Genomic DNA, 16,791 nt, shown 5'->3' with positions numbered 1-16,791 from the left:
TTTTCGGGTCCTGCTGGAAAGTGCTCAGTTCGTGAGCACTTAAAAGTCGAACCCGCCGCCCATGTCGCCGAAGTCGAAGCCACCGGCGTCGCCCATGTCGGCGCCGCCACCCATGTCGCCGCCGAAGTCACCGGCGCCCATGTCCGCCATGCCGTAGTCGCCGATGCCGTGCATACCGGAGAACATGGCGTCCATCAGCAGGAACGTGCCAATGCCCCATGCGCCTGCCACGAGCGCGGGCTTCCACCACGGCTCGGAGTACCAGCCACGCGGCACCGGACGTCCGGCGACCATGCCACCGGGGTAGTAGTAGGGCGTACCGGAACCGGACTGAGGCGACGCGGCGTACTGGTGGCCCTCGACGCTGACCTGGCGGTCCTCGCTGACGGCACCCGCCTGCTTCTGCCCGGCGCTCTCCGGCAGCGCGGGCCCGGGGTCCATGCCCATGGCCTCACGCGCCGCGCGCACGTAGTGCAGACCTTCCATCGCCGTCTCGGTGACGAGCCGCGCCTGCGGGATCGTGCGAGCCTGCTCCATCTGCGATCCGGCGGCGGTGAAGCGCTCGGACGCGTCGGCCATCGCTTGCGTGGACGCGGCGTTGCTGCCGGTGAGGCTCATCACCTGCCCACCCAGCCGCTCGACCCAGCGGCGCGCCTCCGCCTTGGCGTCGTCGAGCTCCCGCGCCTTGCGCGCGTTGCTCTGGCTGACCAGGTAAAACACCCCTGCAATCAGCAGTACGAGTACAACCACCCACACGATGGTGCCCACGGCTTTACCTCCCACACCAGGTAAACCGTCAACGAGCAACAACGGCCGTGAGTTCCGTCAGAACACCTCTGGGCAGTGCGGCTCATACGCGCCGAGGAACGCCGTCGTCAGCGCGTCCACGTGTCCAGGCGTGTGTTCGACCACGCGGTGTGCGCGCTTGAGCACAGAAAGCCGTACGCCACCGAGGAAAACACTGCCGAGGGCGGCGGCGTCCAGCGTCACGTCGGCCGGGTCCTCGGTGCGCGTCACCACCGCTTCGCCGCCCTTGACCGTGAACCGCCAGCGCCCGGAGTTCCACGGGCAGAAGGAGTCCTCGACCTCGAGCACACTGTCCACATCGGACGAATAGTGCCGCAGCGGCAACGCGCGGTCGACGTCGACGATCCGCAGCCACAGCGCGTCGCCGGCCTCGCGGCGCACCTTCCGCGGGTTGTCGACCATGTGCAGGATCGGGTCGTCCCAGGCGGTGTAGAAGGAGATGGAACCCGCGAGGTCCATGTCCAGCAAGTACCGGTAGAGGTCCACGTACGCCTGTTCCGTCTCACACGCCAGCTCACGCACGTGCAGCTCGTTCTGCGGCCCGCTCGAGTCGCCGTGGTGCTTCACGCGGAACACCACGTACCCCTCGGGATGCAGGGCGTACCGGTAGGAGGTGAGCCCGTCGCGGTCGACCTCTCGATCGGCGAGCTGCACGTCCCAGGTGTGCTCGACCCTGCTCAGCCAGCCGACCTTGGTACGGCGCACCCGCTCGTGCACCTCGCGCATGAACGGCATCGCCTCGTCGCGCGACACCTGGCGGATCCGCGTGTCGCTCACGTGCACGCCGGGGTGGAACGCCATGCGCGTCGGCATCGTCATCATCGCCAGGCTGCTGGCGTACTCGCCGTAGCCGAACCGGCGGTAGATCGAGCCCTCCGACGCCCAGAGGATCGCGATCGCCTCGCCGTTCTCGTGCATGCCGTGCAGCTGCGTCCGCATCAGCAACGACGCCACGCCGCGCCGGCGATGACCTGGCATGACCGACACCACGGTCACCGCGCCGACCGGGGCCTGACGCTCACCGGGAACGGTGATCTCGCGGCTCAGAACTCCGGCGGTGCCGATCATCTGGTCGCCGTCGAACACCGCGTGCGCCCGGTCCCGTTCCAGGACCTTGAGCCACTTGCTGTCCTCGCCGGCCGGATCCCCCAGGAACGCCCACGCCATGACGTTCTGGAACGCCTGGACGTCGGATTCGTCGATGGTCCTGATGCTCAGCGCCGAGTCAGCCATGACAGCAGTGATACGCCGCCACGGCCGCACTCGCAGCTCAATTACCGCTGGACCGACTTGATCTCGCAGAACTCGTCCAGGCCGAACCTGCCGAACTCACGGCCGTTGCCCGACTGCCGGTAGCCACCGAACGGCGCGCTCGTGTTGAACGCGGCGGCGTTGATGTCGACCTGACCGGTGCGCAGCCGCTTGGCCATCCGCAGCGCCCGATCGGTGTCGGCGGAGAACACGCCGCCCGCCAGGCCGTAGATGGTGGAGTTCGCGATCCGCACCGCGTCGTCCTCGTCCGCGTAGGGCATGACCGCCAGGACCGGCCCGAAGATCTCCTCCTGCGCGATCGTCATCTCCGGCGTCACGCCGCCGAACACCGTCGGCATGACGTAGAAGCCCTGCGGCAACGGCGCGTCCGGCCCACCGGCGGCGAGCGTCGCGCCTTCCTCGACACCCTTGCGGATGTAGCCGACCACGCGGTCGCGCTGCGCCGCGGACACGGCCGGGCCGATGCGCGTCGACGGGTCGCTCGGGTCCGCCGACGTGTACTTCCGCGCAGCGGCAGCGGCCAGTTCGACGGCTTCGTCGTGACGGTCCGCGGGCACCAGCAGGCGGGTCCACGCGCTGCACGCCTGGCCGTTGTTCATGAACGAGTTCGCGACCGCGATCTTCACCGCGCGCCCGAAGTCGGCATCGTCGAGCACGATGCACGCGGACTTGCCGCCCAGTTCGAGCGCGACCCGCTTGACCGTCTCGGACGCCACCGCGGACACCCGCCGCCCGGCCCGAGTGGAGCCGGTGAACGACACCATGTCCACGTCCGGGTGCGCCGCCAGCGCCTCGCCGACGACCGGCCCGGTGCCGTGCACCAGCGCGAAGACGCCGTCGGGAACAGCGGCCGTGATGATCTCGGTGAGCAGGTCGGCGGTCCCCGGCGCGAGTTCGCTCGGCTTGAGCACCACGGTGTTGCCCGCGGCGAGCGCCGGCACGACCTTCGCGACCATCTGCTGCAGCGGGAAGTTCCACGGCGTGATGGCGGCGACGACCCCGATCGGCTCGCGGAAGACCAGCGAGTGGCCGATCTCCTCCGGCTCGAAGTAGCCGCGCTCCAGCACGTCCGCGACGCCCTCCGCGATGGCGATGGGGTTCGCGACCTGCACCTTCTGGCTGAACGTGATGGGGGTGCCCATCTCACGGGTCATGGTCGCCGCGAGCTCGTCCGCGCGGGAACGCAGGCCGTCGATGATCGTCCTGACCACCTTCGCCCGTTCCTCCACCGAGGTCTGCGACCACGCCGGGAAGGCGGCCACTGCGGCGGCCACGGCCGTGTCGACGTCGGCCGGCGTGCCTTCGGCGAGCGTGCCGACGACTTCCTCGGTGGCGGGGTTGACGACCTCGATCACGAGAGCCCTCCATGCGGATGTGACACCACTGCGCTGACAACGTGCCAGCCTGTCACATCACCTCACGGCGGTCACCCCGAAGCTGCCACAACACCCCCTAGCCGCCGCTCACGCAGCACTCGCAGGTGCACCGACGCCCAGGTCCGGTACGGCCGCCACGCCTCGGACACCTCGGCCAACGGCCTGCCGTAGCGTTCGCGGACCTCGTCGGTCAGCCGGGATTCGTTGTGCGGCACGGCGTCCGGCTCGTTCGCCCCGCGCAGGACCACCAACTCGGCCGCGAACGGCCCCAGCCCCTTGACCTGTTGCACCGCCAGCACCGCCGCCGCGGGTTTCATGGCGCGCAAAGTCACCGCGTCCAGCAACCCGTCCAACGCCGCTTCAGCCACCGCCCGCAGGTACTCGGGCTTGCGACCGGGCAGGTCCAGCTCGAGCCCCAACAGCTCCGCCGGTGCCGGGAACACGCCGTCCCGCAGCAACGAAGCCTTCACCACGGCCGCCTGCGACATGCGGACCCGCTGCGCCAGCACCGACCACGCCGCCGCCTCGTACGGTGAATAGAACCCACACGGCCGTAAACCGGGCAATTCCGACTGCGCGGCAGCGATCACCGGATCTCGCACGCCGACGTCCGGCCACGCCCGCCCGTCGACGTCCAGCGACAGGAACCGGCACACCTGCGCCGCCGCCAGGTCGAGATCGCCATCACCGGAGAGTTCGAGAACAGCAGTGGCGCCGTGCTGAGTCACAGAGACATCGGCACGGCGCCACTCACCTTCGACCAGGAACGTCGCCCGCAGCGCCTCACCCTCGCGCTGAGGCAACGCCGACGGCGTGAAGCCCTCCCAGAAAGCCCTGGAGGTCGCCAGCGACCAGGGCCCCTGAACTGCTGCTTCGACGCGGTGGTGTGCCATGTCGGAGACGCTAGCGAGCACCCCTGACAGAAAATTCAGCCGAGAGGCTCAGCAGGACTCAGCTGAAGTCCAGTTCACCCGTACGGGTCCGCTTGAGCTCGAAGAAGTACGGGAAGCCGGCGAGCATCCGAGCACCGTCGAAGATCGTGCCGGCCTCGTCACCGCGCGGGATCTTCGTCAGCACCGGGCCGAAGAACGCGACACCGTCGATGTGGATGGTCGGCGTGCCGACGTCCATGCCGACCGGGTCCATGCCGCGGTGGTGGCTCGCCCGCAGTGCCTCGTCGTACTCGGTCGAGTGCGCGGCCTCTGCGAGCTCGGCCGGCAGCTCGGCGTCGGCCAGCGCGAGCTTGATGATCTCGTCGAAGTCCTGGTTGCCCTCGTTGTGGATGCGCGTGCCCATCGCGGTGTACAGCTTCGGCAGCACCTCGTTGCCGAACTTCTGCTCCGCGGCGATGGCCACGCGAACCGGACCCCAGCCCTTGGTCATGAGCTCCTTGTACTGCTCGGGCAGGTCACGGCCCTCGTTCAGCACGGCAAGGCTCATCACGTGGAAGCTCAGGTCGATGTCGCGGACCTTCTCCACCTCGAGGATCCACCGGGAGGAGATCCAGGCGAACGGGCAAAGGGGGTCGAAGTAGAAGTCGACCTTCGCCTTGTCGGTCATGCGTGCCCCTTTAGTGACGGTAGGTGGCGTTATCGCCCCATCAGCCCAACCAGATCACCCTGTCATCTCTTCCCGTACGCCGGTTCCGTGATTGGATGCGGGAGTCATAACCATTCCCGACGACGTCAGCGCGTAACCACCCGCGCGGCAGACGAGGTGACCAGTGGCCGCGCCCAACCTCACCCGCGACCAGGCTCAGGAACGTGCTGAGCTGCTGGAAGTGGAGTCCTACCGGATCGAGCTGGACCTGACCGACGGCGGCGGAAAGCCGGGTTCGGACACGTTCCGCTCCACCACCACCGTGGTGTTCCGCAGCCGGACTCCGGGTGCTTCCTCGTGGATCGACATCGTGGCGGCGACCGTGCACCGCGCTGTGCTCAACGGCAGCGAGCTCGACGTCTCCGAATACCGCGAGGAGGACGGCGTCAAGCTGCCGGACCTCGCGGAGACCAACGAACTCACCATCGAGGCCGACTGCCGGTACATGAACACCGGCGAGGGCCTGCACCGGTTCGTCGACCCGGTCGACGGCGGTGTGTACCTGTACTCGCAGTTCGAGACCGCGGACGCCAAGCGCATGTTCGCGTGCTTCGACCAGCCCGACCTCAAGTCGGTCTACTCGATGAAGGTCACGGCGCCGCACGACTGGAAGGTCATCTCGAACGGCGAGATCACCGCCACCGAGGACGGCGAGGGCGGCGCGGACGTGCACACGTTCGCCACCACCAAGCCGATGTCGACCTACATCGTGGCCCTGGTCGCCGGTCCTTACGCCGAGTGGCGCGACGAGTTCGTCGAGGGTGACTTCCGCATCCCGCTGGGCATCTACTGCCGCGCCTCGCTCGCTCCTCACATGGACCACGAGCGGCTGTTCACCGAGACCAAGCAGGGCTTCGGGTTCTTCCACAAGGCGTTCGGGGTGCAGTACCCGTTCGGCAAGTACGACCAGTGCTTCGTGCCCGAGTTCAACGCGGGCGCGATGGAGAACGCCGGCTGCGTCACGTTCCTCGAGGACTACGTCTTCCGCAGCCGCGTCACCCGCTACCTCTACGAGCGCCGCGCCGAGACCGTGCTGCACGAGATGGCGCACATGTGGTTCGGCGACCTGGTCACCATGCGCTGGTGGGACGACCTGTGGCTGAACGAGTCGTTCGCCACCTGGGCGTCCGTGCTCGCACAGGCAGAGGCCACCGAGTACCGCCAGGCGTGGACGACGTTCGCGAAGATCGAGAAGTCCTGGGCGTACCGGCAAGACCAGCTGCCCTCGACGCACCCCGTCGCCGCGGACATCTCCGACGTGCAGGCGGTCGAGGTCAACTTCGACGGCATCACCTACGCCAAGGGCGCCTCGGTGCTCAAGCAGCTCGTCGCGTACGTCGGGCTGGAGAACTTCCTGGCGGGCCTGCGGGTCTACTTCGCCAAGCACGCCTGGGGCAACGCGACGCTGGCCGACCTGCTGGGCGCGCTGGAGGAGGCGTCCGGGCGCGACCTGTCGTGGTGGAGCGCGCAGTGGCTGGAGACGACGGGCCTGAACCTGTTGCGCCCCAAGTTCACCGTGGACGCACAGGGCAAGTTCACCGAGTTCGCCGTGCTGCAGGGCGGCGCGCGTCCCGGTGCCGGCGAACTGCGCACGCACCGCATCGCGATCGGCGTCTACGACGACGACGGCACCGGCAAGCTCGTCCGCACGCACCGCCACGAGCTGGACGTGACGGGTGACCGCACCGAGGTTCCCGAGCTGGTCGGCGTGCACCGCGGCAAGATCGTGCTGGTCAACGACGACGACCTCACGTACTGCACGATGCGCCTCGACCCGGACTCGCTGGCCGGGCTGATCGACCACATCTCCGACATCGCCGAGCCGCTGCCGCGCACGCTGTGCTGGTCGGCCGCGTGGGAGATGACCCGCGAGGCCGAGCTGAAGGCCCGCGACTTCGTGAACCTCGTGCTGGGCGGACTGCACTCCGAGTCCGAGGTCGGTGTCGTGCAACGACTTCTGCTGCAGGCGCAGACCTCGCTGTCGTCGTACGCGGACGACTCGTGGCGGGCTGAGGGCTGGCGCCGGTTCGTGGCGAAGGCCCTGGAACTGGCGCAGGCCGCCGAACCGGGCTCGGACCACCAGCTGGCGTTCGTGAACGCGCTGTCCTCGTCGGTGCTGGACGAGTCCACTTTGGACGTGCTGCGCGGCTGGTACGACGGTTCCGCGGGCCTTCCCGGCCTGGACGTCGACACCGACCTGCGCTGGCGGCTGCTGCAGGCCCTGGTCGCGCACGGCAAGGCCGACCTGGCGGAGATCAACGCCGAGGAGGAGCGCGACCCGACCTCCACCGGCCACCGCCGTGCGCAGTCGGCCCGTGCCCTGCGCCCGACCATCGCGGCCAAGGACGAGGCGTGGGACCGCGCGGTGAACGACGACGACCTGCCCAACGCGGTCTCCGAGGCGATCATCGCGGGCATCTCCCACCCCGGCCAGAAGGAACTGCTCGCGCCGTACGTCGAGCGCTACTTCGGTGACGTGAAGAGCGTGTGGGATCGCCGCAGCTCCGAACGCGCGCAGTCCATGGTGGTCGGCATGTTCCCGGCCTGGTCGATCGCGAGGTCCACTGTGGAGGCCGCCGACGCGTGGCTGGCGGACGAGCACCCGCCGGCGCTGCGCCGCCTGGTGTCCGAGGGCCGTGCGGGCATCGTGCGCGCTCTGGCCGCCCAGGAGTTCGACCGGTCCTGATGTTCTGATGTGGAAGCCCCGCAATGCGTTCGCGCGTCGCGGGGCTTTCGCATAACGTCAGGAGGCCGTCCTGGGGAGGCCTGTTTGCGGTACGAGATCGTGCACTGGTTCGAGACTGAGGACGACGACACCGAGGTCGTGGTAGTCCTGGCCCGTGCCGCCAACACCGACGGGTTGTCCTGCAGGACGGCGTCGAGAGTGAATGCCTTGCGATGGACGGATTTCCGAGGCAGTGGGATGGTCACAACGAATGGCCTCCGGTGACGTTGATCGGTGCCGATCGACCTGGAGGTGATGTCGGTGATGCCCTCCGCGTTGGGTGACGGGCTGTTCGACGTTGTGCTCGACCAGCCGAGCTGTGCCGACGCAACAGATCGCCCGGTTCCGTCCGCGCGCGCCGTGTGGGACCTGTGGCACGACGGTGTTCCGGCGGAACGCAACCTGTGGGCGCCGTTCGACACCGCCGCGGCGGCCCGCCTGACCACCCTGCGCCGCCCGAACTCCTGGCACGTGCGCGTCAACCACCCCGGCAGGCGGACCGAACGCGTCCTGACCCGAGACGACGGTTCAGCGGCCTGGCACGCGAGCCAGAGCGGTGCCGAGGACTGGCTCACCGTGCCCACGAAGTCGCCCGACGAGGTCGAAACGGCCGTGCGGGAAGCCGGCTTGACGTTGCGCCCGAGGGAAACCTTCATGCGGCGCGCGCTCACCGGCCATCCCGCGCCGGAGCTTCCGGACGGCTACACGATCGAGGTGACCGGCACGGACGTCATCGAGGTCCGGGTGCTGCACCACGGCGAGGAGGCCGCGAGCGGGTTGATCGCCGTGGTCGGTGAGGACGCTGTGCCGCACCGCATCCAGACCGCGCCCCGGCACCGGCGGCGCGGGCTCGGCAGCGTGGTGATGGGCGTGCTGGTGCGGGAAGCCGTCAAGGCCGGCGCCGCGGACGGACTGCTGTTCGCCACCGAGGACGGCCTGCACCTGTACCGGAAGCTGGGCTGGCACAGGGTTTCCGACGTCGTGATCGCGTCCAAGGGGGAAGCATGATCGGTGAACTGGTCGAACGCTGGCACCGCGGCTGGATCGCGGCCGACGGGCTGACGTCCGAGTACCGCGACGGGTACCTGGTCGTCCACGTGAACCGGCCGCACCGGCAGTACGAGTGGATCGCCACGGACGACGCGGACACCGCCGCGATGGCCAGGATCGTTGCCGCGTCCGAGGAACCGAACTGGCTGAGCGTTCCGACGCACGCACCGGAGAAGGTCGCCGCGGAACTCGAGGCTGCCGGGTTGATCGTGGCGCGGCCGGACGAGACGTTCATGAAGCGCGCTCTGGCCGGCCATCCCGCACCGGAACCGCCCGCGGGCTACGCGGTGGAGGTGACCAGGAACCCGGTCATCCAGGTCCGCGTGCTCTCGGCGGACGGTGAGGAGGCGGCGAGCGGGCTGATGGCCGTCGTCGGCGAAGACGCGGTCGCGCACCGGATCGAGACCGCCGAGGCGCATCGGCGGCGTGGGCTCGGCAGCGTCGTGATGGGCACGCTGGTGCGCGAGGCGGTGAAGGACGGGGCGACGACCGGGTTGCTCTTCTCGTCGACCGTGGGCGTGCACCTCTACAGCAGGCTCGGCTGGGAGCGGATCTCCGGCCTCGTGGTGGCGCAGAACGCGGTCATCGCGGGCTGAAAACGCGAAAGGCCCCCGAGCCGGGGGCCTTTCACTCAGTTCGGATCAGGAACGCGGTGCGTTGCCCGCCTGGTCGGTCAGCATGCGCAGGCCCGACACGAGGCCGCCCGCGAGGTCGCCCTCCTTGAAGGACGCCACCATGCTCATCACCGCGAGCTTGGCGCCGCGGTCGGCGAGACGGCGGTGGGACTCCTCGCCCGTCACGATCTCGACGACGCGCTCGCCCGGCGACACGGCCACCAGGACGTGGTGCGCCGGTCGCTCGGTCGAGGCGTGCAGCTCCTGCGCGCGCTCGTGGGCGTTCGTGCCCAGCTCGCCCAGGTACACGCTGAAGTCGAGGCCGGTGGTGCGGCTGGAGAGCGTCAGCGCCTCGTCCAGCTGCGCGAGCTGGGTCGGCGTGAACGGCAGCTCCGGCGCGTGCGGCTCGTACATCTTCGCTGCGGAGACGCGGCCGCTGTTCGTCACGACGGCGCCGGTGGGCAGCGTGGACGGGTCGACAGCCACGATCGCTTTACCAGTTGCCACGAGCGCCTCCCCTGGCAGTCGAGCCCTGGCCGGCGGACTCGGGCGTGCTGTGGTGGCCCGAGCTCAACCCGGCCGGGTTCGCGCTCCACCACACCGGGGCGTAGCCCCACTCCTGGCCGGGCCGGTACCGGGGAATCCGGGTGGCCTTGGGCCTCAACGTCAGCAGCATGATCACGCCGTACAGAGCCAGCGGGATCAGCGCGAAGACGAGGACGGTCTCCACGATGGTCACGGCGGGTACGGTAGCCGAACTCAGTCGCGCGCGAGAGGCCGGGCCAGCAAGATCGCGGTCAATCCCACTATCGAGCCCGCCACGACGTAGACGGTGCCCAGCGACGTCACCGAGGCGAGCGGTCCGGCGAGACCCGCGCCGAGCGGCGAGAGTCCCCACGCGAGCACCCGATACGCGCTGGTCACGCGGCCCATCATCGGTCCTGGGGTGAGCCGTTGGCGCCGGGTCGCGGACAGCACGTTCCAGCCCGCCGACGCCACGCCGAACAGCACGCACGCGAGCACCGCCACCACGAGCCAGGGCACCAGGCCGAACAACGCGAACGCCGCGCCGAGCAGTGCCAGGAACCCGACCATGACGCGGCCGGCACCCCACCGCACCGCGAGCCGCGGGGACAGCCAGGCGCCTAGCAGAGCCCCGGCCGCCATGCACACGACAAGGCCGGGAACCACCGGTTCGGAGAGGCCCAGCACCTGGATGGAGTAGAGCGCCAGCATGGCGTTGATCGCGGCCGCACAGACAGCTGTGATTGCAACGGCAACTACCAGTGACCGCAGGCCAGGGGTCCGCACGAGGAACCGCGCACCCTCCACCAGCTGTCCGCGAAGATCACCCTGAGCGCGTTCGGGCGCGACATCTGGAACCCGGGACGCCAGCACCGCGGCGACGGCGAACGAGGCCGCGTCGAGTGCGAAACAGGCCGCGGGAGCCCACCAGAACAGCACCGCCGCGGCCAGCGGGCCCGCTAGGTCCATGCCGACCGTCTCGACCGTCACGAACCGGCCGTTCGCCGCCTCCAGCTCGTCCGGGCCGGCCAGTTCGACCAGCAGCACCTGTGACGCCGAGTCCGCGAACGTCTCGGCCGAGGTCAGCACGAAAGCCGTGGCACACAAGACGACGACCGTCGCATGTCCGTTGTGGACCGCCAGCGCGAGCAGTCCGGTCACCCCGGCGCGCAGCCAATGTGCCACCACGACAACGGTTCTGGGCCGCCAACGGTCCACGAGTGCGCCCGCCGGCAGCGCGACGAGCAACCAGGGCAGGGTGACCGCGACAGCCACCGCGGACACCGCCAGTGGACTTCGAGTGCTCGCGGCGGTGAACAATGGCAACGCGACGATGCGCACGCCGTCCCCGACGAGCGACACCGCCCACGCGCCGGTGAGAGCTCGGAAACCGCGTCCGCGCAGGCCTTTCGCCGTATGACGCACGTCACGTTCCATCTGTCTGAACGCTACAGAGCGTGTCCATACCGGCCAGTAAGGGCAATGAGTGCTCTCGTGCGGCGCAGCGGTTACACCCGGTCAGGCCTCACCCGGACGGAGGCGAACGGGTGCCGGTTTGGGGTCTTGTTCCCGGAACACCCACCTCTTAGCTTTTCACCTATACGGGTCTTGCGCACCCACCCCGAGCGTCCTGGAGGACACGAAATGTTGCTGACCACCCGCCCCCAGGTCCCGTCCGTCACTCTTATGAGCTACAAGGACGATTCAGTGCGTATTACGGCCAGTGACTCCGTTCGCATCACGGCGCGTGACTCCGTTCGGATCACTGCGGCCGATTCTGTGCGCATCACTGCCTCGGACTCGGTGCGCATCACCATGGCAGACTCCGTGCGCATCACGGCGAGCGATTCGGTCAGGATCACCATGACCGACTCCGTCCGGATCACGGCGCGTGAAGACTCCGTTCGGATCACCGCTCAGCAGGACTCGGTGAGGATCACCGCGCGTGAGGACTCCGTCCGGATCACCATGGACGACTCCGTCCGCATCACGGCTCACGACGACTCGGTCCGCATCACCGCGCATGACGACTCCGTGCGCATCACCGCCCACGACGACTCCGTCCGGATCACCATGGACGATTCGGTTCGCATCACGGCACAGGACGACTCGGTCCGCATCACGATGGACGACTCCGTCCGCATCACCGCGCACGACGACAGCGTCCGGATCACCATGGACGACTCGGTCCGCATCACTGCTCACGACGACAGCGTCCGCATCACCGCACGTGAGGACTCCGTGCGCATCACGGCCACCGACTCGGTCCGGATCACGGCCCTCGACGACTCCGTGCGCATCACGGCGCGCCAGAACGACTTCAGCCTCGCGGCCTGACCCAGCCGGCAGAACGACCCAGCAGAACGACGGGGAGCGGAACCGGCCAGATCAGGCCGCGGGTTCACCCAGGTACGGCAACCACTGCGGATCCGCCTCGGCCACCCCGGCGAGCAGCCGCCAGTGCGGGCCACGCGGCGCGGCGGGAATCACGCGCAGCCGCCAGCCCAGTTCGGACAGCATCTTGTCCGCCTTGCGGTGGTTGCACTTCGCACAGCAGGCGACGCAGTTGGTCCAGGTGTGAGGTCCGCCACGCGAACGCGGCACGACGTGGTCGATCGTCTCGGCCCGGCCGCCGCAGTAGGCACAGCGATAACGGTCGCGGTGCATGAGCCCGGCACGGGTCATCGGCACGCGACCTCGATAAGGCACGCGAACGTAGGTGCTCAGCCGGATCACGGACGGCACGAGCACCTCGGACTTCGACGAGTGCAGCACGAGCCCTGAAGCGTCCCCGTGCACGACTTCGGCCTTCCCGCAGACCACGAGCACGACCGCCCGGCGCAACGACAACGCCGTGAGCGGCTCGAACGTGGCGTTCAGCAGCAGGACCTTGCGTCTTCCCCAGGGGAAAACAGCCGGCGTCGGACCGGTACCTCCCCCATCTCGATCCCCATCCGGCACGGCCCGCAGCTCGGGCGGTTTTCGGCATGGGGGGACCGTCGGCGCCGTCTCGCCTGGTAGCGAGGTGCCGATAGGGGTCGGTTGTCGGTCTGGCACGCGACCACCTCCACCGGTTCAGCCATAGGAGACCACACTTACCAGGAAAAAATCACGTGTGATAAGTGACGCGTCATGGATGTGTGATCAAACCGGGGGTGAACGAGCGCCCTATCGGAGATGGTTTTCATCGCCCGCTACCCTTGACAAGGTGACAGAGGTTCCTTCCACTCCACTGCCTGCGACGATCACCTACCCGATCGCCGAGCGGCTAAACCTCGCCGAGCAGATTCACGGCCGCGACATCGCGGATCCCTATCGCTGGCTCGAGGACACGGCGGACGCCCGCACCGAGGCGTGGTCGCAGGCGCAGGACGTGCTCGCACGCTCCTGGCTCGACGCCGTGCCGGGCCGCGAACGCCTCGGCGGCAGGCTGAAGGAGCTGATGCGCACGGGGTCGGTGTCCACTCCGACCTGGCGCGCGGGCAGGGCGTTCTTCACCCGCCGCGGCCCTGAGCAGGACCATCCCGTGGTCATGGTGCGCGAGATCGACGGCACCGAACGCCCGTTGCTCGACGTGAGCGCCCTCGACCCGTCCGGCCGGACCACCCTGGACGGCTGGTCCCCCAGCCTCGAGGGCACGCGCCTGGCGTACCAGGTCTCCGTCGGCGGCAACGAGCACTCGCTCCTGCACGTCATCGACGTCGAGTCGGGCGACCTCATCGAGGGCCCCATCGACCGGTGCCGCTACTCCTCCATCGGCTGGCTGCCGGGCGGCGAGGAGTTCTACTACGTACGCCAGCTCGACCCGGCGTTGCTGCCCGACGACGAGAAGCTGTTCCACCGCCGTGTGTGGCGTCACCGCGTCGGCACCGACCCGGACACAGACCTCAACGTGCACGGCGACGGCCTCGAGCACACCTTCTACTACTCGCTCACCGTCTCGCAGGACGGCCGTTGGCTGGTCGTCAGCGGTGCGCCCAGCACGACGAAGCACGACTCGGTGTGGATCGCGGACCTGCACGGCGACAGCGCGCTCAAGCCCGTGATCCTGACCGAGGCCGGCGTGCAGTGCTCGGCGTTCGTCGCCCGTGACGGCCGGCTGTACCTGCACACCACGCTGGACGCGCCCCGCCAGCGCCTGTGCGTCGCCGACCCGGAGAACCCCACCGAGTGGACCGAGCTCATCAGCGAGGAACCGGACTCGGTGCTGGACGGCCTGCGCTGGCTCAACGGCAACTTGGTCGTCCTGCGCACCAGGCACGCGGTGTCCGAACTGCACCTGCACGACGCCGCGACCGGTGCGCACAAGCAGGCGATCCCGCTGCCCGGCACGGGTTCGTTGCACGGCATGTCTGTCGTGGACGCGCTGACGGACCACGACCAGGACACGGTGTGGTTCGGGTGGACGGACTTCGTGACGCCTCAGTCGGTGTTCCGGTTCTCCACCTCCACCGGTGAGACGGTGCTGCACGAGGCCGCGCCGGGTCGTGTCGAACTGCCGACCGTGACGACGCAGCAGATCGCGTACACGTCGAAGGACGGCACGACGGTCCGGATGTTCGTCGTGAGCGGCGAGCAGAAGCCCGACCTGCCCCGTCCCGCGCTGCTCACCGGCTACGGCGGCTTCGCGATCGGCCGCGGGCCCGGCTACAGCGCGACCACGCTGGCCTGGGTCGAAGCGGGCGGCGTGTGGGTGCACGTGTCGTTGCGCGGTGGCGACGAGGAAGGCGAGGACTGGCACGTCGCCGGCATGCGCGCGAACAAGCAGAACGTGTTCGACGACTTCCACGCCGCCGCGGAACGCCTGGTGCGCGACGGGTGGACCACGCCGCAGCAGTTGTCGATCATGGGCGGCAGCAACGGCGGCCTGCTCGTCGGTGCCGCGCTCACCCAGCGGCCCGAGCTCTACGCGGCCGTGGTGTGCTCAGCGCCACTGCTCGACATGGTGCGCTACGAGAAGTTCCTGCTTGGACGGTTGTGGGCCGATGAATACGGCAGCGCAAGCGTTTCCGAGGAGCTGGGCTGGCTGCTGTCCTACTCTCCTTATCACCGAGTGGTAACGGACGTTGAGTACCCTTCGGTCTTGTTCACGGTGTTCGAGTCGGATTCTCGTGTGGACCCCAACCACGCCAGGAAGATGTGCGCCGCGTTGCAGCACGCTTCGTCCAGTGATCCGACCAAGCACCCCGTGCTGATCCGCCGCGAGACAGAGGTGGGTCACGCCGGCAGGTCGGTCAGCCGGACGGTCGCTCTCGCCGTGGACCAGCTGACGTTTCTCGCGAATGCCACTGGCATGGAGTTGTAGGAGGGCACGAGCACGTGTTGGCGCCGAGTCCCGTGGATGACGCCGCGAACAAGACCGCACAGGCGGTCAAGTTCTTCGAGGAGCACGGTCCAGCCATCATCGCGGGCGCGATCAAGATCGTCGTGATCCTGATCGCCGCCTTCGTGATCAGGGCCCTGCTGCGCAAGGTCATCAGCCGGATCACCACGCCCGGCAAGGAAGGCAAGAAGCCGGGCCTGCTCAAGCCCTTGCGGGAACGCGCACCTCAAGCGCTCGGGAACCTCGTCTCCGAGCGCCGTGAGCAGCGCGCGAAGACCATCGGCTCGGTGCTGCAGTCCATCGTCACGATCCTGATCTTCGGAATAGCGTTCCTGGAGATCATGATCGTGGTCGGCCTGGACATCACGCCGGTGCTGACCTCGGCGGGCATCCTGGGCGTCGCCATCGGTTTCGGCGCCCAGAACCTGGTCAAGGACTTCCTGTCCGGCATGTTCATGCTGCTGGAGGACCAGTACGGCGTCGGTGACGTCGTGGACCTCGGCCCGGCGATCACCGGCACGGTCGAGGCGGTCGCGCTGCGCACCACCACGATCCGCGACACCGGCGGCACCGTCTGGTACGTCCGCAACGGCGAGATCCTGCGCGTCGGCAACTCGTCGCAGGGCTTCGCGGTCGCGGTCGTCGACCTGCCGCTGAGCTACGGCGCGAACCTCGCCGAGGCGACCCAGGTGCTGGAGCGCACGGTGGCGCTGGTCGCCGACCGGGAGCCGCTGAAGACGGACATCACGGCCAAGCCGGAGGTGCTCGGCGTGGAGAAGTTCACTCCGGAGAACATCACCCTGCGGATCACCGTGAAGACCCGTCCCGGCCGTCAGTGGGCGGTCCAGCGCAACCTTCGTGCGCAGCTCATGCCCGCTCTGGAAGAGGCAGGCTTCACCGCCAAGTAGGACAGTTTTCCCAAACAGGACAGGCGGCGGACGCCAGGTGAGTTAGAACACCCATTCGAGACGGTGATCACCCAGCGTCCTGCCAGTTCACACCCCTATGAGCGAACCAACACCCGGGGCGGCCTGCGCGCGGTGGCTCGCGTGAGTCAGGATGGTTGCGTGGGCAACCCCGTGAGCTTCTTCGAACAGGTCGGTGGCGAGGAGACGTTCCACCGCATCGTCGCGCGCTTCTACAAAGAGGTGAAGACCGACGAGATCCTCCTCCCGCTGTACCCCGAAGAAGATCTCGGACCTGCGGAGGAGCGGCTGCGGCTGTTCCTGATGCAGTACTGGGGCGGCCCCCACACCTACTCGGACAACCGCGGCCACCCGAGGCTGCGGATGCGACACGTGCCGTTCAAGATCGGTCCGATCGAACGGGACGCGTGGCTGCGTTGCATGAGGGTCGCCGTCGACGACGCAGGTCTTGACGAGGCTCACCGCAAGCAGCTCTGGGACTACCTGGAGATGGCCGCGAACAGCCTGATGAACAGCTGGTCCTGAGCGCCCATCACCCGATCGGGTCCTTTCGCAGCGAGACGAATGGCAGGAT

At 68.5% G+C, this 16,791-nt stretch carries 16 protein-coding genes; 7 read left to right on the top strand and 9 right to left on the bottom strand.

Features of this window, described 5'->3' with window-relative positions; genetic code table 11:
* Positions 1–39 precede the first annotated feature (39 nt).
* The 5 genes from ACWGE0_RS37140 to ACWGE0_RS37120 all read right to left on the bottom strand — a co-directional run bounded on the left by ACWGE0_RS37140 (position 40) and on the right by ACWGE0_RS37120 (position 5,015).
* Positions 40–768: a hypothetical protein gene (locus tag ACWGE0_RS37140; RefSeq protein WP_452265557.1), complete on the bottom strand. Its 729-nt coding sequence runs from the start codon at positions 766–768 to the stop codon at positions 40–42.
* A gap of 57 nt (positions 769–825) precedes the next feature.
* A complete protein-coding gene (locus ACWGE0_RS37135) occupies positions 826–2,040 on the bottom strand; it encodes a GNAT family N-acetyltransferase (protein ID WP_452265556.1) in 1,215 nt (404 codons plus the stop codon).
* A 41-nt stretch (positions 2,041–2,081) separates the two neighbouring features.
* Positions 2,082–3,434: an aldehyde dehydrogenase family protein gene (locus tag ACWGE0_RS37130; protein WP_452265555.1), complete on the bottom strand. Its 1,353-nt coding sequence runs from the start codon at positions 3,432–3,434 to the stop codon at positions 2,082–2,084.
* 71 nt (positions 3,435–3,505) lie between these two features.
* Complete coding sequence (locus ACWGE0_RS37125; RefSeq protein WP_452265554.1) at positions 3,506–4,348, bottom strand: DNA-3-methyladenine glycosylase family protein; 843 nt, start codon at positions 4,346–4,348, stop codon at positions 3,506–3,508.
* Between the two features lie 58 nt (positions 4,349–4,406).
* Positions 4,407–5,015 (bottom strand): mycothiol-dependent nitroreductase Rv2466c family protein, encoded by a 609-nt coding sequence (locus ACWGE0_RS37120; RefSeq protein WP_452265553.1) that lies wholly within the window; start codon positions 5,013–5,015, stop codon positions 4,407–4,409.
* Between the two features lie 163 nt (positions 5,016–5,178).
* On the opposite strand from ACWGE0_RS37120, the gene pepN reads away from it, so the two are divergent.
* The 3 genes from pepN to ACWGE0_RS37105 all read left to right on the top strand — a co-directional run bounded on the left by pepN (position 5,179) and on the right by ACWGE0_RS37105 (position 9,425).
* A complete protein-coding gene (pepN, locus tag ACWGE0_RS37115) occupies positions 5,179–7,740 on the top strand; it encodes an aminopeptidase N (protein ID WP_452265552.1) in 2,562 nt (853 codons plus the stop codon).
* A 273-nt stretch (positions 7,741–8,013) separates the two neighbouring features.
* On the top strand, positions 8,014–8,787 hold the full coding sequence (locus ACWGE0_RS37110) for a GNAT family N-acetyltransferase (RefSeq protein ID WP_452265551.1): 774 nt from the start codon (positions 8,014–8,016) through the stop codon (positions 8,785–8,787).
* Entirely contained in the window at positions 8,784–9,425 is a 642-nt protein-coding gene (locus ACWGE0_RS37105) for a GNAT family N-acetyltransferase (protein ID WP_452265550.1), read from the top strand. The genes ACWGE0_RS37110 and ACWGE0_RS37105 overlap by 4 nt, the downstream gene beginning before the upstream one ends.
* A gap of 45 nt (positions 9,426–9,470) precedes the next feature.
* Here the strand turns inward: ACWGE0_RS37105 and ACWGE0_RS37100 are convergent, their stop codons facing one another.
* Genes ACWGE0_RS37100 through ACWGE0_RS37090 form a run of 3 tightly spaced genes read right to left on the bottom strand, consistent with a single transcriptional unit; the run spans position 9,471 to position 11,405 of the window.
* Positions 9,471–9,950, bottom strand: coding sequence for a DUF5130 family protein (locus tag ACWGE0_RS37100; protein WP_452265549.1), 480 nt, complete (start codon positions 9,948–9,950; stop codon positions 9,471–9,473).
* Positions 9,937–10,182 carry an aa3-type cytochrome oxidase subunit CtaJ gene (ctaJ, locus tag ACWGE0_RS37095; protein WP_452265548.1) on the bottom strand — a complete coding sequence of 82 codons (246 nt, stop codon included), beginning with the start codon at positions 10,180–10,182 and terminating at the stop codon, positions 9,937–9,939. The genes ACWGE0_RS37100 and ctaJ overlap by 14 nt, the downstream gene beginning before the upstream one ends.
* A gap of 20 nt (positions 10,183–10,202) precedes the next feature.
* Entirely contained in the window at positions 10,203–11,405 is a 1,203-nt protein-coding gene (locus ACWGE0_RS37090) for an MFS transporter (protein WP_452265547.1), read from the bottom strand.
* Here ACWGE0_RS37090 and ACWGE0_RS37085 point away from each other — a divergent pair.
* Positions 11,385–12,305, top strand: a complete 921-nt coding sequence (locus ACWGE0_RS37085) for a DUF2345 domain-containing protein (protein WP_452265546.1) — start codon at positions 11,385–11,387, stop codon at positions 12,303–12,305. The two genes, ACWGE0_RS37090 and ACWGE0_RS37085, sit on opposite strands and share 21 nt — an antisense overlap.
* A gap of 51 nt (positions 12,306–12,356) precedes the next feature.
* Here ACWGE0_RS37085 and ACWGE0_RS37080 read toward each other — a convergent pair whose 3' ends face one another.
* Positions 12,357–12,929, bottom strand: coding sequence for an HNH endonuclease (locus tag ACWGE0_RS37080; RefSeq protein ID WP_452265545.1), 573 nt, complete (start codon positions 12,927–12,929; stop codon positions 12,357–12,359).
* Positions 12,930–13,176: 247 nt separating this feature from the next.
* On the opposite strand from ACWGE0_RS37080, the gene ACWGE0_RS37075 reads away from it, so the two are divergent.
* The 3 genes from ACWGE0_RS37075 (at position 13,177) to ACWGE0_RS37065 (ending at position 16,742) form a co-directional block, all read left to right on the top strand.
* A complete protein-coding gene (locus ACWGE0_RS37075; protein WP_452265544.1) occupies positions 13,177–15,273 on the top strand; it encodes a prolyl oligopeptidase family serine peptidase in 2,097 nt (698 codons plus the stop codon).
* 95 nt (positions 15,274–15,368) lie between these two features.
* The gene (locus tag ACWGE0_RS37070) at positions 15,369–16,199 is read left to right on the top strand and encodes a mechanosensitive ion channel family protein (protein WP_452265582.1); all 831 of its coding nucleotides are present in this window, start codon (positions 15,369–15,371) and stop codon (positions 16,197–16,199) included.
* Positions 16,200–16,358: 159 nt separating this feature from the next.
* Positions 16,359–16,742: a globin gene (locus ACWGE0_RS37065; RefSeq protein ID WP_452265543.1), complete on the top strand. Its 384-nt coding sequence runs from the start codon at positions 16,359–16,361 to the stop codon at positions 16,740–16,742.
* The last annotated feature ends 49 nt before the right edge of the window (positions 16,743–16,791 follow it).

This window comes from Lentzea sp. NPDC054927, assembly GCF_053610285.1.
The sequence above is the reverse complement of the archived record's forward strand: the minus strand, read 5'-3'. Positions and strand labels throughout refer to the sequence as shown.